This is a genomic window from Microbacterium sp. NPDC012755 (assembly GCF_042901325.1).
GTDB lineage: Bacteria > Actinomycetota > Actinomycetes > Actinomycetales > Microbacteriaceae > Microbacterium > Microbacterium natoriense.
The window spans coordinates 1-23,178 of the sequence record NZ_JBIBCT010000002.1; the positions used below are offsets into that span (position 1 = coordinate 1).

Genomic DNA, 23,178 nt, shown 5'->3' on the forward strand with positions numbered 1-23,178 from the left:
GACCCTGTGGGAGAGTAGGACACCGCCGGACTCCTTTTAGTCAAAATGGCCACCCATCGCTGGGTGGCCATTTTGCATATACACGAACAAAACAGATCGTGTGCGCAGTACGTCGCACGCTCAGTGAGAAGAGCCACCCGTCACCGGGTGGCTCTTCTGCGTTAGCGGATCTTCAGTGTCGACGCAGTGTGTGCGGCTCGAGCTGTCAGCGGGCGATCGGCAGGCGAAGCGTCAGCACGCTGCCGGCGCCTTCTGCCGAACGGATCGACACGTCGCCGCCGTGACGACGCATCACCGTCGCCACGAGCGTGAGACCGATGCCTGAGCCGCTCACATCGCGTGCGTTCTGGGCACGTGCCAGTTCGTCGAACACCGTGGACAGATCGGCGGAGGGGATGCCGCGACCGGCATCCGCCACCTCGATGACCGCCCAGCCGTCCTGTTCACGCAGACGCACCTCGATGGGGCCGGACTCGGAGTACTTCGCGGCGTTGCCCAGCACGTTGTCCAGCGCGACGGAGAGGAGATCGACGTCGACGGAGAGAGGCGGGACCGCCCACGGGACCCTGGTGACGGCGAGGACGACCCTGGCGCCGGCCGTCGGGTTCTGCTGCGCGAGCGCGGTGACGGATTCGTTCAGCAGCTGCTCAAGGTCGACTCGCTCCCTGTCGAGCGGCCGCGTCTCCAGTTCGGCGAGCTTCCGCAGATCGCGGACGAGAGTGCTGAGCTTCGCGGCCTGGGCGTCGATCGTGCGCCACGCGTCGGTCTGCGAGCCGTCCTGAGCCGCGACGGCGGTCGCACGGATCGCAGTGATCGGATTCTTCAGCTCATGATCGAGCCGGGCGAGGAAGCGCTGGTGGGTCGCGCGCTCGTGGAGGGCTGCCGCATCCGCCGCATCCCTCGCGCGCGCGTCGTTTCGGACGTCGCGGCGCCGGGCGCGGTTGCGCGCCACCAGCACGGTGAGCGGGACCGCGGACAGGACGAGCCCCGCTGCAAAGGTCGCGGCAGGAAGGGTCGTGCTCATCGTCAGGAGTCGCTCGTCTCCGGCCACCAGCATCCCGCCGGCCGCGAGCGTGCACAGCGTCACCGGCACGGCGGTCGCGATGCCCAGGGCGACGTCGCCGCGGCGGTTCATCCGGCCACGACCTTCGGGACGAACTGATAGCCCATGCTCTGCGCGGTCTCGATGAAGCGCCCGTCTCCCAGAACCCGTCGGAGCTCGGCGATCCGGTGATCGACGGCTCTGCTCGACGTGGCGAAGTCGAAGCCCCAGAGGGTGGAGAGGAGGCGCTCGCGCGTGTGGACCTCCTGCGGGTGGAGCATGAGGTACTCGAGCAGCGTCAGCGCCTTGGGCGTGAGCGTCAGCTCTGCATCACCGCGCCATACCCTGCGCGCCGTACGGTCGAGCGTCAGGTCGAGGGCGCGCAGTCGCGGCGCGGAACGGAGCGAGCCGGCGCCCTGCTCGGTACGGCGCAGCACGGCGCGGATCCTGGAGATCAGCTCGTGAGGATCGAAGGGCTTGTTCAGATAGTCGTCGGCGCCTTCGTCGAGCGCGGCACTGCGCTCCCACGATTCGCCCACCTGGGTGAGCAGGATGATCGGCAGCCAGAGCTGGCGCGCACGTACGCGGCGCACGAACTCGCGCCCGTCGACATGGGGCATGAGCACATCGCACACGACGAGGTCAGGGGCGTCGCGCTCGACCTCGAGGAGGCCTGCGCGTCCGTCCTCCGCGATGCGCACGTCGAATCCGCTGCGCCCGAGGAACGCACCGAGCGCCCCCGTGATCGCCTCGTCGTCGTCAACGATGAGGATCCGCGGGCGGTCCGGCGCGTCCATGCTCAGCCCTTTCGCAGCGTGTTGGACGAGCCGCTGTCGTGCACCGTCGGGGTGGCGCCCGACCAGAAGATCGAGCTCGCGCTGCCGGTGACCGTGACGACGCCGAGGTTCTCGGCGTACACGATGGTCCCGCTGCCCTCGAGTGTGAGCTCGTCGACGTCGTCGGCGATCACGACGCCCGCGTCGATCTCGATCACGAGCTCGGGGCATGCGCCCTCGACCCGAACGATCGCGCCGTCGGCGGTCAGCGGACCGTCAGGGCACGGCATCGTGGTGGTGGCCGCGGCGATGAGCCGATCGCGTTCCTCCTGCCCGTCGGTGCTCAGCCCGGAGGTCGCGGGCGTCTCGGCCTCCGGCGTCTCCTTCTCGGCATCCGGAGCCTGCGACGTCTGCTCCTGCGTGGGGGCCTTCTGCGAGGGTTCGGACGGATCGACGATCCCCACTGTGCATCCGGTCAACCCCGCCGCGAGAAGGGCGAGGGGGAGGAGGGGCATCAGACGCGGTGCTCGCATGGTTCTATCCTCTCGTCTTTTCAGAGCGTCGCCGGGATGAAGATCTCCACCCGACGGTTGAGCTGCCGACCGGCGGGGTTGTCTGCTCCGTCCACTTCATTGGGAGCGACGGGGCGGGACTCGCCGAAGCCCTCCGCAGTGAGCGAGGCCGTCACGCCACGCTTCTCCAGCCCCGCGACGACGGACTGAGCTCGGTCCTCGGAGAGCTTCTGGTTGGCGTCGTCCGAGCCGATCGCATCCGTGTGGCCCGAGACCTGTGCCTGGGCGACGGACAGTGAGCCGAACACCTCGGCGACGGCATCCAGGGTGGCGGCCGCGTCCGGGCGGATGTCGCTCCGATCGAAGTCGAACAGGACGCCATCGTCGAACGTGAGCGTCGTGCCGCAGGATTCGATCGGGGCGAGTGCGCCCAGGGGAGGGAAGGAGCCGAGCTTCGGCACGGGAGGGAGCTTGTCGGCGTCGACCGTCTCGCCGTCGACGAGCGCGGTGCCGTCTCCGAAGTTCTGAATGCTGATCCTGCCGTCGGAGTAGTTGCCTGAGCCGTCTCCGAAGTTCTGGATCGTGACGGTCCCGTCGGAGAAGTTGCCGGAGCCGTCTCCGAAGTTCTGGATCGTCACGGCGCCGTCGGAGTAGTTGCCCGACCCGTCTCCGAAGATCTGCACCGTCTTCGTCGCGTCGGAGTAATTGCCTGAGCCGTCGCCGAAGTTCTGGATCGTGACGGTGCCGTCCGAGTAGTTGCCCGAGCCGTCTCCGAAGTTCTGGATCGTGACGCCGTTGATCGTGGAGTTGCCGGACCCGTCGCCGAAGTTCTGCACGGTTCCGTCTGCGCCGGTGAACGTGCCGGAGCCGTCGCCGTAGAGGAACGACGTGCCGTTGCCGGACACCACGCCGCCCGACGCATCGCAGTGCGCCGGGGTGGCCGTGACGCCGGGGATGTCGGAGAGCGCGTCGTTCACCTCGATCGTGAAGGCGGATGCCGAGGTGTCGAGCAGCGCCAGATCGGGGAGCACGAACAGCGGCACGGCCGGGAACTGTCCCACGTCGTACCCCGGCACCACGGAGGTGCGGGGAGCGGAGGCCGATGGAGTGGACGACGCGGGCGGCTTCTTCCCGCCGGAGGCCGGCTCGGCTGCGCAGCCGGTGAAGAGGAGGGTCGCGGCCAGGCCGAGAACGAGGCCGCGGCGACGGATGGTGCTGGTCGAGGAGGTCATGCTTCGACAGTAGCCAGTGGGTGTGGCGGGACTGTCGCCATCGTGTCGCAGGTCTGCGACATTCCGATACTCAGCGTTTCAGGCGGGACTCCAGCGTCGCCGCGGTGTCGCGCACGGCATCCGCCAGAGCGCTCTCGTCGAGGTCGCCGTCCGCCCAGGTGACGGCCACGGCGGCGATCGGCCATCCGGCGTGATCGCGCACCGCGACGCCCACGCTGCGCAGCCCGTCGGCGACCTCGCTGTCTTCCGTGGCGTATCCGCGGGCGCGCACCTCGCGCAGGAGCTCGCGGAGCTCACCCGGCCTGCGGGGGCCGAGGCCGGTGCGGTCGGGAAACGAGGAGGCACTCGGGTAGAGCGCGCGCACCTGCTCACGGGGGAGGGAGGCGAGCATGGCGCGCCCCGACGCCGTCAGGTGCGCGGGGAGCCGCACGCCGACGTCGGTGATCAGCGCGGGCCGTCGCGGAGCGCGCTCCTCGACGATGTAGAGCACGTCTCCGCCGCTCATCACGGCGAGGTGCGTGCTCTCGCCGAGGCGATCGGAGAGGGAGGCCACGAGCGGACGCCCGAGACGGGCGAGGGGCTGCTGCCGTGCGTAGCCGCCGGCGAGCTCGAACGCCGAGGTGCCGAGACCCCAGCGCCGCTCCTCGCGGAGATGGAGGACGAAGCCGTGCGCGGCGAGCGTCGTCAGCAGGTGGTACACGGTCGACCGGGGGAGTGCGAGCTCCCTGGCGATGGCGGATGCCGCGACCGGCGCCGGTCGTCCGGCGAGGTAGCGCAGGATGCGGAGCGTGTTCTCCGCCGCCGGCACCTGGGCGGAGGCGCCATCCGATATGTCTGGTATCACAGACAAAGGATGCCATGAACCGGTGCCGCGCGCGACCGCGACGGTGTGGAATCGACGTATGAGTGATCAGTCCCCCGTTCTCGTCGGCGTCGAGCCCCTGCGCCACGCCGACGTCGTCGCCGTCGCCCGACACGGCGCCCCCGTCGTCATCGCCCCCGAGGCTCTCGCCCGCGTCGCCGAGACCCGCACCGTGATCGACGGCCTCGCCGCGGACCCGAACCCGCACTACGGGGTCTCTACCGGCTTCGGCGCGCTCGCGACGACGTTCATCGCCCCCGAGCGCCGCCTGCAGCTGCAGGCCAGCCTGATCCGCTCGCACGCCGCCGGCACCGGCGCGGAGATCGAGCGCGAGGTCACGCGCGGCCTTCAGCTGCTGCGCCTGCAGACGCTCGCCTCGGGGCGCACCGGCGTGCGACCGGTCGTCGTCGAGACCTACGCGGCACTCCTCAACGCGGGGATCACCCCGATCGTGCGCGAGTACGGCTCGCTCGGCTGCTCCGGCGACCTCGCTCCGCTCGCGCACATCGCGCTCGCCACCATGGGCGAGGGAGACGTCCGCGACGCCGCAGGCACGCTGCTCCCGGCATCCGAGGCGCTCGCCGCTGCGGGGATCGAGCCGCTCACCCTCGTCGAGAAGGAGGGCCTCGCCCTCATCAACGGCACCGACGGCATGCTCGGCACCCTGGTGCTCGCACTGCATGACCTGGAGGAGCTCCTGATCACCGCCGACATCGCGGCCGCGATGTCGATCGAGTCGCAGCTCGGCACCGACGCCGTGTTCGCCGCCGACCTCATGGCGCTGCGTCCGCAGGTCGGTCAGGGAACCTCCGCCGCGAACCTGCGCGCGTTCCTCGGCGACTCCCCGATGGTGCACAGTCACAAGGGCCCGGAGGACGGCCGTGTGCAGGACGCCTACTCGCTGCGCTGCACGCCGCAGGTGCACGGCACCGCGCGCGACACCGCAGGTTACGCGGCGACCATCGCCGACCGCGAGCTCGCCAGCGTCATCGACAACCCCGTGATCACGCTCGACGGACGCATCGAGTCGAACGGCAACTTCCACGGCGCCCCGGTCGCGGCGGTCCTCGACTTCCTCGCCATCTCGGTCGCCGATGTGGCCTCCGTCTCCGAGCGCCGCACCGACCGCGCCCTCGACCCTGCGCGCAACCACGGCCTCCCGCCGTTCCTCGCCGACGAGGTCGGCGTCGACTCCGGTCTCATGATCGCGCAGTACGCGGCGGCCGGCATCGTGTCCGAGCTCAAGCGCCTCGCCGTCCCGGCATCCGTCGACTCCATCCCGTCGTCGGCCATGCAGGAGGACCACGTGTCGATGGGCTGGGCAGCCGGACGCAAGCTGCGCCGTGCGATCGACGGCCTCGGTCGCGTCCTCGCCATCGAGATCCTCACCGGGGCGCGCGCCCTCGACCTGCGCGCGCCCCTCCAGGCCGGAGCGGCCACCGGGGCCGTCCGCGACCTCGTCCGTACGGTCGCCGCCGGACCCGGCCCCGACCGCTTCCTCTCTCCCGAGATGGAGGCCGTGACCGCCCTCGTGCAGTCCGGCGCCATCGCACGCATCGCAAAGGAGCACGCGAAATGAGCACCACCCACACGAACATCCGGGCGCCGCGCGGCAACGAGCGCACCGCCAAGAGCTGGGGCGCCGAGGCCGCCAAGCGGATGCTGATGAACAACCTCGACCCCGAGGTCGCCGAGCACCCCGAGGACCTCGTGGTCTACGGCGGCACCGGCAAGGCCGCTCGCAACTGGGAGGCGTACGACGCGATCGTCCGCACGCTCGACGAGCTCGAGCCCGATGAGACCCTGCTGGTGCAGTCGGGCAAGCCGGTCGGCGTGTTCCGCACGCACGAGTGGGCTCCTCGCGTTCTCATCGCGAACTCCAACCTCGTCGGCGACTGGGCGAACTGGCCTGAGTTCCGCCGTCTCGAGCAGCTCGGTCTCATGATGTACGGGCAGATGACGGCCGGGTCGTGGATCTACATCGGTTCGCAGGGCATCCTGCAGGGTACCTACGAGACCTTCGCCGCCGTCGCGCGGTCGCTCGGACGGGAATCGCTCAAGGGCACCCTGTCGCTCACCGGCGGCGCCGGCGGGATGGGCGGCGCGCAGCCGCTCGCCGTCACGATGAACGACGGCGCCGTGCTCATCGTCGACGTCGACGAGACCCGTCTGGCCCGTCGCGTCGACCACGGCTACCTCGACGTCTACTACACCGATCTCGATGAGGCCATCGCTCGGGCGGTGGCCGCCAAGGAGGCCGGCGAGGCGCTGTCCGTGGGCATCGTCGGCAACGCCGCCGAGGTCTTCCCCGAGCTGTTCCGCCGCGGCGTCCCGATCGACATCGTCACCGACCAGACCAGCGCACACGACCCGCTCGCCTACCTGCCGATCGGCATCTCGGTCGAGGACTGGAAGGCCGAGGCCGAGCGCGACCCCGAGGAGTTCACGCGTCGCTCCCGTCTCGCCATGGCGGCGCACGTCGAGGCCATGGTGGCTTTCAAAGATGCGGGGGCCGCGGTGTTCGACTACGGCAACTCGATCCGCGCGGAGGCCCAGCTGGGTGGCTTCGACAGGGCGTTCGAGTTCCCCGGCTTCGTGCCGGCGTACATCCGCCCGCAGTTCGAGGAGGGCCGCGGCCCGTTCCGCTGGGCTGCGCTCTCCGGCGACCCCGAGGACATCCGCAAGACCGACCGTGCGATCGCCGAGCTGTTCCCCGAGGATGCCGCTCTGCACCGCTGGCTGGAGAAGGCCGGCGAGAAGGTCCACTTCGAGGGTCTTCCCGCCCGCATCTGCTGGCTGGGCTACAAGGAGCGCCACCTCGCCGGACTCAGGTTCAACGAGATGGTCGCGTCGGGCGAGCTGTCGGCTCCGATCGTGATCGGCCGCGACCACCTCGATTCGGGCTCCGTCGCCTCCCCGTACCGCGAGACCGAGGCCATGAAGGACGGCTCCGACGCGATCGCCGACTGGCCCCTGTTGAACGCGCTGCTGAACACGGCATCGGGCGCCTCCTGGGTGTCGCTGCACCACGGCGGGGGCGTCGGCATCGGCCGCTCCATCCACGCCGGTCAGGTCACCGTGGCCGACGGCTCAGCGCTCGCCGCCGACAAGCTCGAGCGCGTGCTGACGAACGACCCCGGCACCGGCGTCATGCGCCACGTCGACGCCGGCTACGAGCACGCCCGCGAGGTCGCCCGTGAGCGCGGCCTCAAGGTCCCGATGCTCTGACTGTGACAACCTCATGAGAGGTCAGAGGACGTCGCCCCGGACCCCGGCAGGCGACGCTCTCTGACCCCTCACGGAAGGGAGACCCCGGATGACCGTGCTGATCACGAACATCGGCGAGCTGACGACCAACGTCCGCTCGGCCGACGGCGACCCGACCGGAACCCTGCACGACGCCGCCGTCCTCATCGACGACGGGCGGATCGTCTGGGTCGGCGCTGCGGCCGATGCCCCTCAGGCCGACGAGACGGATGACGCCGGCGGCGCCGCGGTCATCCCCGGATTCGTCGACAGCCACAGCCACCTCGTGTTCGGCGGCGATCGCGCCGTCGAGTTCGAGGCGCGGATGGCGGGGCAGAAGTACGCGGCGGGAGGCATCCGCTCCACGGTGGCCGCGACCAGGGCCGCGACGGACGATGAGCTGCGTGCGCGTCTGCGCGGCTTCATCGAGGAGCTGCGCGCTCAGGGAACGACGACCGTCGAGATCAAGAGCGGCTACGGCCTGAGCGTCGTCGACGAGGAGCGGCTCGTTCGCCTCGCCGCGGAGGTGACGCCGGAGGTCACGTTCCTCGGCGCGCACGTGGTGCCCGCCGAGTACGCGGACCGCGGCGACGAGTACGTCGACCTCGTCACGGGGCCCATGCTCGACGCCTGCGCTCCCCACGCGAAGTGGATCGACGTGTTCTGCGAGACCGGTGCGTTCTCGGTGGAGCAGTCCCGCCGGGTCCTCGAAGCGGGCATCGCCCGCGGACTCGCGCCGCGCGTGCATGCGAGCCAGCTCGGCCCCGGCGACGGTGTGCGCCTCGCCGTCGAGCTGGGCGCGGCATCCATCGACCACGGCACCTACCTGACGGATGCCGACGTCGAGGCGCTAGCGGGGTCCGACACGGTGCTGACGCTGCTGCCCGGCGTGGAGTTCTCCACGCGCCAGCCCTATCCCGACGCCCGGCGTCTCATCGACGCGGGCGTGACAGTGGCGCTCGCGTGCGACACCAACCCCGGGTCGAGCTTCACGAGCTCCATGCCGTTCTGCATCGCCGTCGCCGTCCGCGACATGGGGATGACGCCGGCCGAGGCGGTCTGGGCCGCCACCGCCGGAGGCGCGGCGGCGCTGCGCCGCGACGACGTCGGCGTCATCGCCCCCGGGTATCGTGCGGATCTCGTGCTGCTGAAGGCCCCCACGCGCATCCACCTGGCGTACCGTCCCGGCGTGCCGCTCGTGGACCAGGTGTGGAAGGACGGGGTCGTCGTCGCCTGAGCGGACGACCCCGTCCGCTCAGGCGAGCGCGCGAGCGCAGACCACGGCCGCGGCGGCCGACCAGGCCTGCGGGCGGCACGCAGCCGGGTAGGGGACAGGGCGCCCGCCGGGCACCCTCTCGTCGCCGGCGTGCAGCTCGGGAACCCGGTAGTCGAATCCCTCGGCGACGTCGATCAGCTGCGCCGCGACCGCACGCGCCTCGTCGGCGAGGCCGGCGCGCAGCATGCCGTGGACGGCGATGGCCGTGTCGTGGGTCCATACGCTGCCGCCGTGATAGCTCAGCGGCCAGTAGCCGGCGGCTCCGGTCGAGAGGGTCCGGATGCCGAAGCCGCTGGACATCGACGGTCCCGTGAGCAGAGCTGCGCAGGCGCGCTCCTCCTCGGGGTCGAGGATGCCGGTGCCGATCAGGTGGCCGATGTTGCTCGTCAGGGAATCGACCGCGGCCCCGTGCGCATCGAGCGCGATGGCAGGATAGTGCCCCTCCTCGGTGCGCACCCAGTACGCGGCGCGGAAGCGGGCCCGCAGATCGGCCGCCCACTCGCGCAGTGCGGTGCCGCCCGTCTCTCCCAGCTGATCGAGCAGCCCGGCCCCGCGCACCGCCGCCTCGTAGGCGTACGCCTGCACCTCGCTGAGGGCGATCGGACCGTCGGCGAGCCGGCCGTCGCGCCACTGGATCGAGTCGCCCGAGTCCTTCCAGCCCTGGTTGGCGAGGCCGTGCCCTGACTCGTCGGCGTAATCGATGAAGCCGCTGCCCGAGGCGTCCCCGTGCACGATCATCCAGTCCAGCGCCGCACGCAGGGCGGGAAGCAGCTCGCGCAGCTCGTCGTCGGGCATCCCCGCGTCCCGCGCGTCGGCGAGGAGGCACACCCACAGCGGCGTCGCGTCCACCGTGCCGAAGTAGAGGGGCGGCAGGTGCACGCCCTCGTTCGGCAGGGAGAGGATGCCGCTGCGGAGCTCATGCGGGATCTTTCCAGGGGCCTCCGCCGAGTCGGCATCCGTCGTCGTCCCCTGCAGGCGGGCGAGCACCCGCAGCGTCGAGGCCGCCATCTCCGGCGCGGCGGCGAGAGCCAGTCGCGCCGCCCAGATCGAGTCGCGGCCGAACAGGGTGAAGAACCACGGGGCGCCCGCGGCGTAGAACGCATCGTCGGGGTGGTCGGGCAGAGCCAGCCGCAGCGCGTCGAGATCGGCGGTCGCCCTGTCCAGCCAGCGGGACGCTCGGGGGTCGACCGGGGAGGGGAACCGGTGGGGTTCCGCGGGGTTTGCCGCGGAGACGACGAGCGTCGGATCGTCCATGGTCACCGACCAGGAGAGATCGAGCGAGCCGTGCGGCGGGATCACCGCACCCCAGGTCAACGTGATGCCGTGCTCGTCGGCGGTCACGGTCGCTCCGGCGGCGGCGAGCGTGAAGGACGCCTCGTCGGCACGGCAGACCGCGCCGTCCCACGACCAGGACGCCTCGGCGGAGAGCCCGGCCTTCACCTCCTGCATGGGCGCGAAGTCGGGGACGATGCGCACCGTGAGGTCGACGGGCACACCGTCATCGAGGTGAGCGGAGACGCGGAGACGCTCCGAGAACGCGCCGGCCGTCACGGTGCGCTCGCGGTCGAGCCGCACCTTCGGGTCGGCCGAGTCGTCGTCGATGCCGCGCAGCACGTCGACGAGGAGCACCCGGCGGGGGGTGGGGGAGGCGCAGCCGATCGATTCCAGCTCGGTGCCGCGCACGGCGACGTCGATCGCTCTGATGTGCCGCACGTCGCCGTGATAGACCCCGTGGATGGGTGCGGTTCCCATGCGCCCCTCGGCATCCGACCACACCTGGGTCGGCGCCTCGAGGGCGATCACTGCGTCGTGCAGCAGCGGTTGCAGCGGCGGGGTGGGGGTCATTCCTTGACGGCTCCTTCTGTGGTGTTCATGATGCGGCGCTGGAAGATGAAGAACATCACGGCGACGGGGATCGTCATGAGGAGCGCCGCCGCGAGCTTGATCGGGTACTGCGTGCCCTGGCTGAGCTGGCCGCTCGCGAGCGAGGCGACGCCCTTCGTCAGCGTGGTCAGAGCGGGATCGTTGGTGGACACGATGAAATGGCTCAGCTCGTTCCACGAGCCCTGGAACGACAGGATCACGATCGTCACGAGCGCCGGGGTCGCCATCGGCAGGACGACCGACCAGAACAGCCGGAACGTGCCGGCTCCGTCGATGCGCGCCTGCTCCTCGACGGAGACCGGGATCGACTCGAAGAAGTTCTTCATGATGAAGACCCCGGCGGCGTCGACAAGCAGCGGCAGGATCATCCCCGCATAGGAGTTGAAGATCCCGAGCTGGTTGATCACGAGGAACTTGGGGATCAGGAGCACGACCGCCGGCACCGACATGACGGCGACCAGAGCCGCGAAGACGACGCCCCGCCCTCGGAAGTGCAGACGTGCGAGCGCGTACCCCGCGAGCGAGTTGAAGAAGACCCGGCCCGCCGTCACGAAGATCGTCACGATCGCGCTGTTGACGAACCACGACGGGAAGTCGGAGTTCGCGAACAGGCGTTCATAGGCCGCGAAGGTCCACACCTGGGGGATGAGCGAGATGCCGCTGGATGCCGCGTCCTCGTCGGTCTTGAAGCTCGTCGCGACCTGGACCAGGAAGGGGTAGATGTAGATGAGCGCGAGCCCGATGAGCACGGCGTACAGCACGATCTGCCAGGTCAGCTGCTTGCGGGAGAGCCTCATGATGCACCGCCCTTCTCCGTGACCTGGTACGCGCGGATGCGGCGCGGGGACACGGGGCGGTCGCGCAGCACCCAGCGCTGCACGAGAGTGAAGACGACGATGATCACGAAGAGGATGAAGGCGATCGCGGCGCCCTGGCCCCACTCCTGGTTGTTGAACGCCGACTGGTAGGAGAGGTAGGCGGGCGTCAGGGTGGTCTTGCTCGGCGCGCCGCGGGTTCCGGCGTAGATCTGGTCGAAGACCTGCCAGCATCCGATGAGGCCGAGGGTCAGGACCGTGAACAGGGTCGGCCGGAGCTGGGGGAGGGTGATCCGCCAGAAGCGCTGCCAGCCGTTCGCGCCGTCCATCATCGCTGCCTCCTCGACGTCGCCGCCGAGGTTCTGGAGCCCGGCGAGGAAGAGCAGCATGAACGTCCCGGACGTCGTGAAGACCGCCATCAGGATGTAGGCGCTCATCGCGATGGACGGGCCGGAAAGCCAGTCCCACCAGGAGACCCCCAGCATCCCGCCCTGGGCGAGCGCAGCGGGTCCGCTGTCACCGAGGAGGAGATGCAGGATGCCGCGCGGATCGTTGAACCAGTTCGGCCCGTTGAGGCCGAACCAGGACAGCACGTCGTTGACCGCTCCGCTCGCCGAGAACAGGAACATCCACAGCACGGTGATCGCGACGGAGCTGGTGACGGAGGGGAAGTAGTAGGCGGTGCGGAAGAAGCCGCGGCCGCGCAGCATCGCCCTGTTGACGAGGACCGCGAGGAACAGCGCGAGCGCCGTCTGCAGCGGCACCACCAGCACGACGTACCAGGCGTTGTTGCGCAGCGCGGTGCCGAAGTCCTTGGTGGCGAGTCCGCCGTCGGTGAGGACCGCGGCGTAGTTGTCGGCGCCGACGAACGACACCGAGCCGGCGAGGGGGCTTCCGCGGCCCGCCCAGTCGGAGACGCTCACCCACAGCGCCATGAGCACCGGGACGAGGAGGAAGACGCCGAGGATGGCGATCACCGGCGCGGTGAACAGCCACCCGGCTGCGGCCTCGCCGCGGCGGAGCCCGGAGGATCCGCCGCGACGAGGCGTGGCCAGAGCGGTCATGGTTACTTGACGACCGCTTCGAGGTTGGACTGGACGGAGTCGAGGATCGTCGCGGGGTCGGCGGTCTTCAGCGACTCGAGCTGCGCGTTGAAGTCGGAGACGACGTCGGCCGCCCCGTCCTGGTTCGGCGGGAACTGCGCGTAGTCGGCGCCCGCGAGGAAGGGGGCGAGGGCGGCGTTGTCGGCCGTCCAGGCGTCGGCTGCCGACTTGATCGAGGGCATGGGGCCGAACGCCTTCGAGAAGGCCAGCTGGCTGTCGGCGCTCGTGAGGTACTCCACGAGGTCGAGGGCAGCCTTCTGGTTGGGGCTGTCGGCCGCCATGCCCCAGCAGTTGGTGAACTGCAGGGTGCCCTGGCCGCTGGGGCCGGCGGGGAGCTCCGCGACGGTGTAGTCGACGGACGAGTAGTCGTTGGTCATCGCCCCGGTGATCCAGTTGCCTTCGATCACCATCGCGGCGGAGCCCTTGCCGAGAGCCTCCCCGCCCCATCCGGCGCCGACGTCCTTGGCGAAGGCGAAGGTGCCGTCCGCGAGGTGCGACTTCACGTAGGTCAGAGCGTCGACGTTCGCCTGGTCGCTCGCGATGGCCTTGCCGTCCTTCGCGAGGCCGCCGCCCGCCTGCGCCATGAAGGCGCCGACGCGCTGGTACTCGGCGCCGAACGCGAGGCCCACGTGCTCGGGCGTCGTGAGCTTCTGCGCGACGGACGCCAGATCGTCCCAGGTCTTCGGCAGATCGGCGTCGGAGAGGCCGGCATCCGCCCACATCTTCGTGTTGATGACGAGCGCGAGGGTGGAGAAGTCCTTCGGCGCGCAGTAGAAGTCGCCGTCGACGGTGAAGTTCTCGACGAGCGAGGGGTAGAAGTCGTCCTTGTTCTTCAGGTCGTCTCCGTAGGCCTTCAGAGAGCCGTTCGATGCGTAGCCGGCGATCTGGTCGGTGGAGAGGTAGAAGAGGTCGGCGGGCTTGCCCGCGGCGAACCCCTGGGAGAGCTCCTGGTTGAGGTCGCTGGCCACCTGGAGGGAGGTCTTCGTGCCGGACTTCGCGGTCCAGTCGTCCAGCGCCTTCTGCACGGCGGCGGTCTCGGCATCGCCCGAGGAGCCGATGAGGACGGTGAGCGCGTCGTCGGAGGAGGTGAGGCCGCCGGCATCCGGCTTCGCGTCTCCTCCGGAGAAGCCGGATCCGCAGCCGGTGAGCACCAGGGTGCTGCTGATCAGCACCGCTCCGGTGCCGAGGACTGCGCGTGTGATGTGCCGTGTCATGGTCTCTCTCCTTTGATGAGTCACTGCGGGCGACGGCCGCGTGCGGCTCGTGCGAGTTCGGGAAGGGTAGGAATTTGAACGATCAAATCCTGTGTGGAATAGGCTAGGGGCGAGGGCGCGGAAGTGTCAACCCCGCACCTGTGACCCAGGCCGTGAACGAGGAGGTGCGATGGCGAAGGCGCCCACTGTCGAAGACGTCGCCGAGCACGCCGGAGTCTCCCGCCAGACGGTCTCGAACGTGCTCAACACTCCAGACATCGTGCGTCCGGCCACGAGGGAGCGCGTGCTCGCCGCCATCGACGCCCTCGGCTACCGACGCCATGCCGCCGCGCGACAGCTCCGACTGCGGCGCAGCTCGACCATCGGCATCCGCCTCGACCCCTACGTCGGCGGCATCTCCGGAGTCGTGCTCGACAGGTTCGTGCACGCCATCACGGAGCACGCGAGTGAGCGGGGCATGCGCATGCTCGTCTACGCCGCCCGCACTCCGGAGGAGGAGATCGCCCGCCTCGCGGAGCTGTGGGAGGGGTCGGAGATCGACGCGGCGATCATCACCGGCACCATGCGCGACGACCCCCGCGTGGGCCGGCTCGACGATTCGGGACTGCCGTTCATCTCGTTCGGACGGCCGTGGGGAGAAGACGACATCGCCGACCCGCGGCACCTGTGGGTCGACGTCGACGGCGCGGCCGGCACCCGCGCGGCGACGGAGCACGCGCTGACCTTCGGCAGCCGTGTCGCGTTCCTCGGCTGGCCATCCGGCTCCGGCACGGGCGACGACCGCGAGCGCGGGTGGATCGAGGCGATGCGCGCGGCCGGCGTGAAGGGTGCACGGGTCGTCGCCGACGACTCGGTGCCGCAGGTGAGGGCGAGCGTCGCGCGCGCCCTCGACGAGGGACTGGATGCCGACGCCGTCGTCTGCGCGAGCGATTCGCTCGCCGTCGGCGCTCTTCTCGCGCTCTCCGACGCGCGGCGGTCGGTTCCCGTCATCGGCTTCGACAACACCCCGACCGCGGAGGCGCTGGGGTTCTCCAGCGTCGAGCAGCGCCCGGAGGACGTGGCCGCGGCCATCCTGGAGCTCATGATGGGTCCGACGGGCGACGTCGTCGCCCCGCGCCGTGTCCAGTCAGGCTCGGCGCACGCCCTGATCACCCCTGAGCTCGTGGTGCGCTGACCGCCTCGAGCACGTGCGCGAGGCGCTCCTGCGGATCGCCGGAGACGACCAGGAGAGCAGGCAGGGCTCCGTCGCGTTCGAGGTCGTCGACGATCTCCAGGAGCGCATCGTCCATCGCGTCCCTCAGCTCGGGGTCCTCATCGTCGGGGACGAGGATCGGATGCCGCCTGTCGAGGGGGAGCACGACGACGAGGTCGATCTCGCGCAGGGAGGCGGCGGCGATCTCCGTGGCTCTGGCGAGAAGAGACCCGTCGCTGCGCCCCAGGGACTCCAGGGCGGTGAGGTAGGCGACGAAGTCCAGCGGCCCCCGCTCGGAGACGACGGAGGGCTCGTGCGCGGTCTCGCGCAGCCGTGCGGCGGTGACCGCCAGCTGTGCGGCGAAGCTGCGCTCTCCGGTGGGGGCGTCGTCGTCGATGTCGTCGAAGGGGTCCCCGAGCACGAGGTACTCGGGCAGCGCGGCGCGGAGGTCGGCGATCAGGGTGCTCTTGCCGCTCGCGTGGGTTCCGGAGACGACGATCCTCACCGTCGGGAGTGCAGTCCTGCGAGCAGCTCCAGCACGCAGAGCGCGGCGAGGCGGACGGTGCGGGCGTCGTCGGCGTCCGCCGTCGCGTCGACCTCCGCCAGGTCGGCGCTGACGACCCGGGGGTCCGCGGCCACGGCGCGCGTCAGCGCACGGAGCTCCCAGGCGGCGAGCCCGCCGGGGATGCTCGCAGGGCACCCCGGCGCCACCGAGCGGTCGCACACGTCCACGTCGATGTCCAGGTGCACGCGGGGCGCGGCTCCGGCCCCGGCGATCTCCAGCGCCTCCGCGACGACGTCGTCGATGCCGCGGCGGCGCAGCTCGTCGAGCGTGATCACCCGGATGCCCCAGTCGGCCGCCCGCTTCGCGTACGCCGCGGAGTTCGCGAAGTCGGCGATGCCGATCTGCACGATGCGCGCGGGGTCGATGCGCGAGGTCTCCACCGTGGCCGCAGCGGGAGCGTCTTCGACGAGTCTGCGCACGGGCGTGCCGTTGGAGACGCCGTCGCGCAGGTCGAAGTGCGCGTCGAAGGTGATGAGGCCGGTGGCCTCGGCGCCGAGGGCCACGGGGTAGGTGAGGGAGTTGTCGCCGCCGAGAGCGATCACGAGCTCGGCGGATGCCGCGAGCTCCCGCACGCGGGAGATCACATCGGACTCTCCCTCGTCGCCGTCCGGCTCGTGGACGTCGCCGGCGTCGGCGATGCGCAGCGCCTCGTTCAGATCGACGATCGGCGGCCCCATCAGCGTGGCGCCGTAGCGGGGCAGTGCCTCGCGGATCGCGGCCGGGGTCGCGTGGGCGCCGGTCGGGGAGAGCGAGGTGCGCCACACCGGCACGCCGAGCAGCACGGCATCCGCCGTGGAGTCGAGGGCCGGCCAGCCTCCTGCGCGCGGCCAGCGGGGATCGTGCGACAGTGCCATGGTTCAGACTCCGGGGATCAGGGCGTGGGCGATGGTGAAGATGGCGAGTCCGGCGAGAGCGCCGACGACGGTGCCGTTCAGACGGATGTACTGCAGGTCGCGTCCGACCATGAGCTCGATCTTCTCCGTGGTCTCGGCCGGGTCCCAGCGTTCGACGGTGTCGGTGATGATCGAGGCGATGTCGTGACGGTAGCGGTCGACGAGGAAGACCGCGGCATCCGATACCCAGGTGTCGACGCGGTGCTGCAGCGCGGCATCCGTCGTGAGGCGCTCGCCGACCTCCTGGAGCGCCTGCACGAGCCGTCGCCGCAGTCCGCTCTCGGGGTCGGCGAGGGCGGAGAGGAGCCCGTTCTTCGCCGTGTTCCACGCCTCGGCGGCGAGGGCGCCGACCCGAGGACTGTCGAACAGGGAGGCCTTCGCGTTCTCGAGCTTGGAGCGGGTCGCCGGGTCGTGCTGCAGGTTGTCGGCGAGGCGGGTGAGGTAGCCGTCGATCGCGAGCCGGGCGGGATGCCGGGGGTCGGCCTTCACCGCGTTCACGAACCGCACGGCCTCGTTGTAGGCGGTCTCGTCGACGAACCGATGCGCCAGGCGAGGCACCCACGAGGGCAGGCGGCGGGAGATGAGTCCGTTGAAGGCGACGGCGTTGGCGTTCAGCCAGGTGGCGATGCTGTCGACGGCGAGGTCGACGGCGCCGTGGTGGGCGTCGGCCGCGACGATCTTCTCCAGCCACACTCCGGCCGGTGTGCCCCACTCAGGGGCGACGAGGTGCTCGCGGGCGAGGTCGGTGATGAGGTCGCGCACGTCGTCGTCGCTGAGGGCGTTGAGCACCGCGGTGGCGACCGTCGCTCCCTCCGTGCCGACGCGTTCGGCGTGCGCGGGCTCGCGCAGCCACTCGCCGGCCCGCAGCGCGATCGGGGTGCTGGAGAGCTTCGTGCGCACGACGTCCGCCGCGAGGAAGTTCGTCTCCACGAACTCTCCGAGCGTGCGGCCGATCTCGTCCTTGCGGCTCGGGATGATCGCCGTGTGCGGGATCGGGATGCCGAGCGGATGCCGGAACAGCGCCGTCACGGCGAACCAGTCGGCCAGGGCGCCGACCATGCCGCCCTCTGCCGCGGCCCGCACATAGGAGAGCCAGCCGACGCGCTCCTGAAGGGCGAAGGCGATGACGAAGGCGAGCGCCATGAAGATCAGCGCGCCGAGCGCGACGGCCTTCATGCGGCGGAGCGCGCGCAGTCGGTCCTGGTCGGCGGGAGAGAGCTGCGTCATCGGTGTTCGCGGCATGGAGTCATCCTTTCACGCGATCACCGGGCGGGGCGTGGTCGGGGGGATGAAGCGTCTCGGCGCCCAGACAGGGTCACCTGTGTAGTACCATCACTACATTCTGAATCGAGGTGCACGATGTTCACCATGAGCGCTCGAGAGTTCAATCAGTCCGTCGCGCGTGCGCAGCGCGTCGCCGACGGTGAGCCGGTGCTGATCACCAAGCACGGCGAGCCGGCGTATGTGCTGCTCAGCATCGAGGAGTACGAACGGATCGTTCCAGCCCGACCGGGGTCGATGCTCGAGCTTCTCGCGATGCATGATGACGACCTCGCGCACGACGACGGCGCGTTCGACCGCATCATCGACGAGATCGTCGCCGACCGGAAGAACGACTTCGGTCGCCCTCCGATCGAGTTCTGAGCGATGTATCTGGTCGATACGAACACCTTCTCCGAGGCGCGGCGCGGGGGAGAGATCGGAAGCGCTGCGCGGACGTGGATGGAAGGAGTGGACCCTGACGCCCTGCACATGAGTGCGATCACGGACTACGAGTTGGAGCTCGGAGTTCTCGGCCTTCACAGACGCGACCCGCAGCAGGCGAGGGCGCTCAGGCAGTGGTTGAGTGTGATCCGCCAGAGCCTCGGCCCGCGGATCCTCCCCGTCTCTCCCGAGATCGCGCGGACGTGCGCCGCGCTCAACGTGCCGAATCGGCGGCCGTGGGCGGACGCGCTCATCGCCGCCACCGCACTGCACCACGGGCTGACCGTCGTCACTCGCAACGAGAAGGACTTCGACGTCCCCGGGCTCGCGGTCATCAACCCCTTCTCGAGCTGATCGGCCGACGTCCGGCCCACGCGAGTACGCTCGATTCCGTGATCGAAGACATCAAGAAGCGCGCCCTGCACCGCACCAGCATCCTCGAGGGCCAGATGCGCGGAGTCGCGCGGATGATCGAGAACGAGGAGTACTGCATGGACATCATCACGCAGTCCCGTGCGATCCAGAAGTCCCTGGACTCCCTCAACAGGCTCCTGCTGGAGAACCACCTTCGCACGCACGTCACGCACATGTTCGAGGAGGGCGGCGACGAACGCGACAAGGCGGTCGTCGAGCTCCTCAAGGCGTTCGACTTCGATTCGAAGTAGACGACTTGATCGCACGTTGATTCGTAATCTCGCAACGGAAATCGTTGCGAGAAGCCCAACTTGCCTCGGTTTTCGCTGTACCTGACGCGATTCGTGTGTTTGACTGTCCCCCAGTGATTCTCAATGGGGAGGCTTCATGCCCGATTCCACCGGCGGCGTCAGCATCGACGGCGTCACCAAGCTCTACGGCGCAGCCACGGCCGTCGACCATCTGACTCTCGACATCCGGCCCGGCGAGTTCCTCTCCCTGCTCGGGCCCTCCGGCTGCGGCAAGACGACGACGCTCCGGATGATCGCCGGGTTCGAGTATCCGGATGCCGGCGACATCCGCATCTCCGGTCGCAGCGTCCTCGACCTGCCTCCGCACAAGCGCGAGGTCAACACCGTGTTCCAGGCCTACGCGCTGTTCCCGCACATGACCGTCGCCGAGAACGTGGCGTACGGCCTGCAGCAGCGCAGGGTGCCCAAGGCCGAGCAGCGCGAGCGCGTCGCCGAGGCCCTCGACATGGTGCAGCTGCGCCGCTTCGCCGATCGCAAGCCCACCCAGCTCTCCGGAGGGCAGCAGCAGCGCATCGCCCTGTCGCGCGCGCTGATCAACCGGCCCAGCGTGCTCCTGCTCGACGAGCCACTCGCCGCGCTCGACCGTCAGCTCCGCGAGGAGATGCAGCTCGAGCTCAAGCTGCTGCAGGCGAGGCTCGGCACCACGTTCGTCTTCGTCACCCACGATCAGGCCGAGGCGCTGTCGATGAGCGACCGCATCGCGGTGATGCGGGCCGGCCGCATCGAACAGCTCGCCGAGCCCGCGGAGATCTACGCCGAACCGGCATCCGCGTACGTGGCGTCCTTCATCGGACAGCAGAACTTCGTGCACGGCGCCGTGCGCGCCGACGGCTCCTCCCTCGACACCGGGATCGGCGTGATCGGCGGACGGTGGGGTGGCGAGAGGGTCGCATCGGGGCAGCCGGCGGTGGCCGCGATTCGGCCCGAGTACGTGCGCCTCGAGGCGGAGGGAGAGGCCGGCATCCCCGGTCGTGTCCTCGGGGTGTCGCACCTCGGCGAGACCCTGCAGGTCGCCGTGCAGGTCGGCGGCGAGTCCACCTTCCTCTCGAGGATGCCCGCCCCCACGGCGCCGCGGATCCAGGTGGATGACGATGTGCGCTGCGTATGGGATGCCGCGGACGTGCGGCTGTTCGCCGCCGACGGCATCCCCGCCACGGCGACGCACGTCATCGCGCTGCCGAAGGCCGCCGCATGACCGGGGCGCCCCCGGTGCGCGTGCTGGCGAACCGCGGAGCGGCGCACATCATCCGCACCGAGCTGACCAGGCGAGGGTTCCTCGCGACGGCGCTCGCCGCGACCGGGACGGTGCTCTTCACCGCGTGCGCTCCCGGCCAGGTCGGCGCAGCCCCGCAGGCTCACGGCGGTCCGCTCGAGGACAAGCTGTCGATCTACACGTGGAGCGACTACGACGCCCCCGAGATCCTCGAGGCGTTCAGCGCGAAGAAGGGGCCCAGGATCGTCGTCGACGCCTTCAACTCGAACGAGGAGCTGATCGCGAAGCTGGTCGCGGCGCGGGGCACCAGCGGATACGACATCGTCGTGCCCAGCGGCCTGTTCGTCACGCCGATGGCCGAGAACGGGCTGCTCGAGGAGCTCGACCTCGACCTGATCCCGAACTTCGCCACGATGAATCCGAACTTCATCCATCGCTCCTTCGACCCCGACAACAGGTACTCGATCTGCAAGGCATGGGGCACGACCGGGTTCGTCTACGACCGCCGCGTCATCTCCAGGGAGCTGACCGACTGGGCGGACTTCATCGATGCGGCGCAGAACGAGGCGTCGGGCAAGGTGTCGCTGCTCGACGATCCCGCTCCGATGTGCGGCATCTACTTCTGGTCGCACGGCATCGACTGGAACACCACGAGGAAGGCGGACCTCGACGCGTGCGAGAGATTTCTCGTGAAGGAGCTCGCCCCGCACGTCTCGACCTTCGACTCCGCGCCGGGAGGGCAGGTGATCCCGCAGGCCTCCGCCGCGCTCGTGCAGTCGTACAGCGGCGACGCGCGCACCGGCATGAACGAGTCCGACGACCCCGAACGCTGGCAGTGGGTGCTCGGCGCCCCCGCCACCGAGCTCTGGATGGACAACTGGGCGATCGCCAAGGGCGCACCGCACCCCGAGGCCGCCCACGCGTTCATCGACTTCATGATCGCGCCCGACGTGCAGCTCGCGCAGGTCGACTACATCGGCTACGACACGGGTGTGCAGGGCACGCAGAAGAAGGCGGAGGACGCCGGGCTCGAGAGGCTCGACATGGTCTACTTCGACGACACGCAGGTGGAGACGATGCACGAGCAGGAGTTCACCGAGGCGCAGGAGCGGATCGTCTCGATCTGGAACGCGACGAAGGCGGCCGCCGGTGCGTAAGCTCAGGATCCGCTTCGGCCTCGCCCTCCCCGCGTGGGTGTGGCTCATCATCTTCTTCCTCGTGCCGATCGGCGTGGTGATCTGGTACAGCTTCGGCTACAAGCCGAGCATCTTCGCCACGAACTCGAACGACAGGCTGTCGTTCGACCGCTACGTCGAGGCGCTGTCGCCGACCTTCTTCACGACGTTCCAGAACACGCTCTGGGTCGGCGTCACCGGCACGCTGCTGTGCCTCCTGATCGGCGCGCCCGTGGCCTACTGGATCGCGGTGAAGGCCGCGCCGTCGCGGAGGGGGATGCTCCTCGCCCTCGTCATGGTGCCGTTCTGGACGAACTTCCTGGTGCGGACCATCGGATGGCAGGTGATCCTCGCCCCCGAGGGGTGGCTCTCGCAGGCGCTGCAGTTCATCGGCGTCATCCCCGGCCCGCTCGAGATGCTCAACACCAGAGGGGCGGTGCTCCTCGGCGTCGTCTACAACTATCTGCCGCTGATGATCCTCCCGCTGTACGTCGCGTTCGACCGCGTCAGCGGACCGCTGCGCGAGGCGAGCAAGGACCTCGGCGCGAACAGCGTCACGACGTTCCTGCGGGTCACGGTGCCGATGGCGCGCCCCGGGATCATCGCCGGCATCCTTCTGGTGTACATCCCTCTCATGGGCGACTACATCACCGCGACCGTGCTCGGCGGCGCGAAGGGCAACATGGTCGGCCAGATCGTCGCCAGCCAGTTCCAGACGGCGCAGAACTGGGCGCTCGGTTCGGCGATGGCTGTGCTGCTCATCCTCACCATCGCCCTGTCGATCGGGGTGGCGGCGCTGCTGCTGTGGCTCGTCACGATCCCGGTGCGACGACGCAACCGGCTCATCCTCGGGGAGGCATCATGACCAGGCGCGGCATCGCACGACACCTTCTGCCGATCTGGGCGACTCTGGTGTTCCTCTTCCTGTTCCTGCCGATCATCGTGATCATCGTGTACTCCTTCAACGTCGGTCGGCTGCTCGTGTCGTGGGACCACTTCGGGTTCGACTCGTTCGCCGCCATCGTCACGAAGCCCGCGATCCGCGACGCCGTCCTGGTGTCTCTGCGCACGGGCCTGCTCGCGGCGGTCTTCGCGACCGCCCTGGGAACGCTCGCCGGCATCGCCATGGCGCGGACGCCCGGCAGGTGGGTCGGCTGGTTCCTGGCGATGCTGCTGCTGATCTCGGTGACGCCGGAGATCGTGGATGCGGTGGCGCTGCTGCCGTGGATGGTGTTCCTCGGGCAGGACCTGGGGATGAGCGTCTTCAACGACGGCACGGTGCGGCTCGTCGTCGGGCAGTCGCTGTTCTCCATCGCGATCGTGTCGTACATCGTGCGGGCGAGGCTGGTGGGTCTGGACGCGCGGCTCGAGGAGGCGTCCGCGGATCTGTACGCCCCGCCGTTCCGCACGTTCATGAAGGTGACGCTGCCGCTCGCGATGCCGGCCGTGCTCGCCGGATTCCTGCTCTCGTTCACACTCGGGCTCGACAACACCGTCGTCTCGGCGTTCGTCCAGGTCTCGGGCACGACCCCGTGGCCGGTCTACGTGCTCAGCGCACTGCGCAGCGGCCTGCGCCCCGAGATCGCCGCGGTGTCGACGATCATGCTGCTCGTGACGCTGCTGGCGCTCGCGCTGGTGGCCGTGGTGCTGAAGAAGGCCGGCGACTCCGCGACCGACATCGCCCGCACGATGGCGGGTGGCTGAGAGGTCACCTCCCGAACGCGAGAACTCCTCCCGAACCTGTGCGGC

At 69.8% G+C, this 23,178-nt stretch carries 23 protein-coding genes; 11 read left to right on the plus strand and 12 right to left on the minus strand.

Annotated elements, in window-relative coordinates:
• Positions 1-205: 205 nt before the first annotated feature.
• From ACFY5A_RS17185 to ACFY5A_RS17205, 5 genes are all read right to left on the minus strand, one after another.
• Positions 206-1,135 carry a HAMP domain-containing sensor histidine kinase gene (locus ACFY5A_RS17185; protein ID WP_341941579.1) on the minus strand — a complete coding sequence of 310 codons (930 nt, stop codon included), beginning with the start codon at positions 1,133-1,135 and terminating at the stop codon, positions 206-208.
• On the minus strand, positions 1,132-1,839 hold the full coding sequence (locus ACFY5A_RS17190; protein ID WP_105672369.1) for a response regulator transcription factor: 708 nt from the start codon (positions 1,837-1,839) through the stop codon (positions 1,132-1,134). The genes ACFY5A_RS17185 and ACFY5A_RS17190 overlap by 4 nt, the downstream gene beginning before the upstream one ends.
• 2 nt (positions 1,840-1,841) lie before the next feature.
• Entirely contained in the window at positions 1,842-2,351 is a 510-nt protein-coding gene (locus ACFY5A_RS17195) for a hypothetical protein (protein ID WP_387236020.1), read from the minus strand.
• A gap of 20 nt (positions 2,352-2,371) precedes the next feature.
• The gene (locus tag ACFY5A_RS17200) at positions 2,372-3,562 is read right to left on the minus strand and encodes an OmpA family protein (protein ID WP_387236023.1); all 1,191 of its coding nucleotides are present in this window, start codon (positions 3,560-3,562) and stop codon (positions 2,372-2,374) included.
• 70 nt (positions 3,563-3,632) lie between these two features.
• Positions 3,633-4,412 carry an IclR family transcriptional regulator gene (locus tag ACFY5A_RS17205; RefSeq protein ID WP_387236026.1) on the minus strand — a complete coding sequence of 260 codons (780 nt, stop codon included), beginning with the start codon at positions 4,410-4,412 and terminating at the stop codon, positions 3,633-3,635.
• Between the two features lie 52 nt (positions 4,413-4,464).
• On the opposite strand from ACFY5A_RS17205, the gene hutH reads away from it, so the two are divergent.
• From hutH to hutI, 3 genes are all read left to right on the plus strand, one after another.
• On the plus strand, positions 4,465-6,003 hold the full coding sequence (gene hutH, locus ACFY5A_RS17210) for a histidine ammonia-lyase (protein ID WP_387236029.1): 1,539 nt from the start codon (positions 4,465-4,467) through the stop codon (positions 6,001-6,003).
• A complete protein-coding gene (gene hutU / locus ACFY5A_RS17215; RefSeq protein ID WP_387236032.1) occupies positions 6,000-7,652 on the plus strand; it encodes a urocanate hydratase in 1,653 nt (550 codons plus the stop codon). Before hutH ends, hutU begins: the two co-directional genes overlap by 4 nt.
• An 88-nt stretch (positions 7,653-7,740) precedes the next feature.
• A complete protein-coding gene (hutI, locus tag ACFY5A_RS17220; RefSeq protein ID WP_105672363.1) occupies positions 7,741-8,907 on the plus strand; it encodes an imidazolonepropionase in 1,167 nt (388 codons plus the stop codon).
• Between the two features lie 18 nt (positions 8,908-8,925).
• On the opposite strand, the gene ACFY5A_RS17225 is transcribed toward hutI, so the two are convergent.
• From ACFY5A_RS17225 to ACFY5A_RS17240, 4 genes are read right to left on the minus strand one after another with little or no spacing between them, the layout of a single operon-like run.
• Complete coding sequence (locus ACFY5A_RS17225; protein WP_387236036.1) at positions 8,926-10,791, minus strand: glycogen debranching N-terminal domain-containing protein; 1,866 nt, start codon at positions 10,789-10,791, stop codon at positions 8,926-8,928.
• Positions 10,788-11,627 (minus strand): carbohydrate ABC transporter permease, encoded by an 840-nt coding sequence (locus tag ACFY5A_RS17230; protein WP_258132419.1) that lies wholly within the window; start codon positions 11,625-11,627, stop codon positions 10,788-10,790. Before ACFY5A_RS17230 ends, ACFY5A_RS17225 begins: the two co-directional genes overlap by 4 nt.
• Positions 11,624-12,709, minus strand: a complete 1,086-nt coding sequence (locus tag ACFY5A_RS17235; RefSeq protein WP_341941585.1) for a sugar ABC transporter permease — start codon at positions 12,707-12,709, stop codon at positions 11,624-11,626. The genes ACFY5A_RS17230 and ACFY5A_RS17235 overlap by 4 nt, the downstream gene beginning before the upstream one ends.
• A gap of 2 nt (positions 12,710-12,711) precedes the next feature.
• Positions 12,712-13,962, minus strand: coding sequence for an extracellular solute-binding protein (locus ACFY5A_RS17240; RefSeq protein ID WP_387236039.1), 1,251 nt, complete (start codon positions 13,960-13,962; stop codon positions 12,712-12,714).
• Between the two features lie 169 nt (positions 13,963-14,131).
• On the opposite strand from ACFY5A_RS17240, the gene ACFY5A_RS17245 reads away from it, so the two are divergent.
• Positions 14,132-15,136: a LacI family DNA-binding transcriptional regulator gene (locus tag ACFY5A_RS17245; protein ID WP_387236042.1), complete on the plus strand. Its 1,005-nt coding sequence runs from the start codon at positions 14,132-14,134 to the stop codon at positions 15,134-15,136.
• Here the strand turns inward: ACFY5A_RS17245 and ACFY5A_RS17250 are convergent.
• From ACFY5A_RS17250 to ACFY5A_RS17260, 3 genes are read right to left on the minus strand one after another with little or no spacing between them, the layout of a single operon-like run.
• Positions 15,111-15,659 (minus strand): AAA family ATPase, encoded by a 549-nt coding sequence (locus ACFY5A_RS17250; RefSeq protein ID WP_344011359.1) that lies wholly within the window; start codon positions 15,657-15,659, stop codon positions 15,111-15,113. The genes ACFY5A_RS17245 and ACFY5A_RS17250 overlap by 26 nt on opposite strands.
• Positions 15,656-16,573 carry an arginase family protein gene (locus ACFY5A_RS17255; RefSeq protein ID WP_341941589.1) on the minus strand — a complete coding sequence of 306 codons (918 nt, stop codon included), beginning with the start codon at positions 16,571-16,573 and terminating at the stop codon, positions 15,656-15,658. Before ACFY5A_RS17255 ends, ACFY5A_RS17250 begins: the two co-directional genes overlap by 4 nt.
• A gap of 3 nt (positions 16,574-16,576) precedes the next feature.
• Complete coding sequence (locus ACFY5A_RS17260) at positions 16,577-17,854, minus strand: DUF445 domain-containing protein (protein WP_387236045.1); 1,278 nt, start codon at positions 17,852-17,854, stop codon at positions 16,577-16,579.
• A gap of 126 nt (positions 17,855-17,980) precedes the next feature.
• Between ACFY5A_RS17260 and ACFY5A_RS17265 the strand changes: the two genes are divergently transcribed.
• From ACFY5A_RS17265 to ACFY5A_RS17295, 7 genes are all read left to right on the plus strand, one after another.
• Positions 17,981-18,256, plus strand: coding sequence for a type II toxin-antitoxin system prevent-host-death family antitoxin (locus ACFY5A_RS17265; protein WP_341941591.1), 276 nt, complete (start codon positions 17,981-17,983; stop codon positions 18,254-18,256).
• A gap of 3 nt (positions 18,257-18,259) precedes the next feature.
• A complete protein-coding gene (locus tag ACFY5A_RS17270) occupies positions 18,260-18,670 on the plus strand; it encodes a type II toxin-antitoxin system VapC family toxin (RefSeq protein ID WP_341941592.1) in 411 nt (136 codons plus the stop codon).
• Positions 18,671-18,708: 38 nt separating this feature from the next.
• A complete protein-coding gene (locus ACFY5A_RS17275; protein WP_387236048.1) occupies positions 18,709-18,981 on the plus strand; it encodes a metal-sensitive transcriptional regulator in 273 nt (90 codons plus the stop codon).
• A gap of 136 nt (positions 18,982-19,117) precedes the next feature.
• Positions 19,118-20,236 carry an ABC transporter ATP-binding protein gene (locus ACFY5A_RS17280; RefSeq protein WP_387236051.1) on the plus strand — a complete coding sequence of 373 codons (1,119 nt, stop codon included), beginning with the start codon at positions 19,118-19,120 and terminating at the stop codon, positions 20,234-20,236.
• Complete coding sequence (locus tag ACFY5A_RS17285) at positions 20,233-21,411, plus strand: spermidine/putrescine ABC transporter substrate-binding protein (protein ID WP_387236054.1); 1,179 nt, start codon at positions 20,233-20,235, stop codon at positions 21,409-21,411. The genes ACFY5A_RS17280 and ACFY5A_RS17285 overlap by 4 nt, the downstream gene beginning before the upstream one ends.
• The gene (locus ACFY5A_RS17290; RefSeq protein ID WP_105672350.1) at positions 21,404-22,294 is read left to right on the plus strand and encodes an ABC transporter permease; all 891 of its coding nucleotides are present in this window, start codon (positions 21,404-21,406) and stop codon (positions 22,292-22,294) included. Before ACFY5A_RS17285 ends, ACFY5A_RS17290 begins: the two co-directional genes overlap by 8 nt.
• Entirely contained in the window at positions 22,291-23,133 is an 843-nt protein-coding gene (locus ACFY5A_RS17295) for an ABC transporter permease (protein ID WP_105672349.1), read from the plus strand. Before ACFY5A_RS17290 ends, ACFY5A_RS17295 begins: the two co-directional genes overlap by 4 nt.
• Positions 23,134-23,178: the final 45 nt, after the last annotated feature.

Bases quoted from the DNA above. Each gene is read 5' to 3' on its own strand.
- ACFY5A_RS17185 (WP_341941579.1), bottom strand. From the start codon at position 1,135: ATGAACCGCCGCGGCGACGTCGCCCTGGGCATCGCGACCGCCGTGCCG.
- ACFY5A_RS17190 (WP_105672369.1), bottom strand. From the start codon at position 1,839: ATGGACGCGCCGGACCGCCCGCGGATCCTCATCGTTGACGACGACGAG.
- ACFY5A_RS17195 (WP_387236020.1), bottom strand. From the start codon at position 2,351: ATGCGAGCACCGCGTCTGATGCCCCTCCTCCCCCTCGCCCTTCTCGCG.
- ACFY5A_RS17200 (WP_387236023.1), bottom strand. From the start codon at position 3,562: ATGACCTCCTCGACCAGCACCATCCGTCGCCGCGGCCTCGTTCTCGGC.
- hutH (WP_387236029.1), top strand. From the start codon at position 4,465: ATGAGTGATCAGTCCCCCGTTCTCGTCGGCGTCGAGCCCCTGCGCCAC.
- hutU (WP_387236032.1), top strand. From the start codon at position 6,000: ATGAGCACCACCCACACGAACATCCGGGCGCCGCGCGGCAACGAGCGC.
- hutI (WP_105672363.1), top strand. From the start codon at position 7,741: ATGACCGTGCTGATCACGAACATCGGCGAGCTGACGACCAACGTCCGC.
- ACFY5A_RS17225 (WP_387236036.1), bottom strand. From the start codon at position 10,791: ATGACCCCCACCCCGCCGCTGCAACCGCTGCTGCACGACGCAGTGATC.
- ACFY5A_RS17230 (WP_258132419.1), bottom strand. From the start codon at position 11,627: ATGAGGCTCTCCCGCAAGCAGCTGACCTGGCAGATCGTGCTGTACGCC.
- ACFY5A_RS17235 (WP_341941585.1), bottom strand. From the start codon at position 12,709: ATGACCGCTCTGGCCACGCCTCGTCGCGGCGGATCCTCCGGGCTCCGC.
- ACFY5A_RS17240 (WP_387236039.1), bottom strand. From the start codon at position 13,962: ATGACACGGCACATCACACGCGCAGTCCTCGGCACCGGAGCGGTGCTG.
- ACFY5A_RS17245 (WP_387236042.1), top strand. From the start codon at position 14,132: ATGGCGAAGGCGCCCACTGTCGAAGACGTCGCCGAGCACGCCGGAGTC.
- ACFY5A_RS17255 (WP_341941589.1), bottom strand. From the start codon at position 16,573: ATGGCACTGTCGCACGATCCCCGCTGGCCGCGCGCAGGAGGCTGGCCG.
- ACFY5A_RS17260 (WP_387236045.1), bottom strand. From the start codon at position 17,854: ATGCCGCGAACACCGATGACGCAGCTCTCTCCCGCCGACCAGGACCGA.
- ACFY5A_RS17265 (WP_341941591.1), top strand. From the start codon at position 17,981: ATGAGCGCTCGAGAGTTCAATCAGTCCGTCGCGCGTGCGCAGCGCGTC.
- ACFY5A_RS17270 (WP_341941592.1), top strand. From the start codon at position 18,260: ATGTATCTGGTCGATACGAACACCTTCTCCGAGGCGCGGCGCGGGGGA.
- ACFY5A_RS17280 (WP_387236051.1), top strand. From the start codon at position 19,118: ATGCCCGATTCCACCGGCGGCGTCAGCATCGACGGCGTCACCAAGCTC.
- ACFY5A_RS17285 (WP_387236054.1), top strand. From the start codon at position 20,233: ATGACCGGGGCGCCCCCGGTGCGCGTGCTGGCGAACCGCGGAGCGGCG.
- ACFY5A_RS17295 (WP_105672349.1), top strand. From the start codon at position 22,291: ATGACCAGGCGCGGCATCGCACGACACCTTCTGCCGATCTGGGCGACT.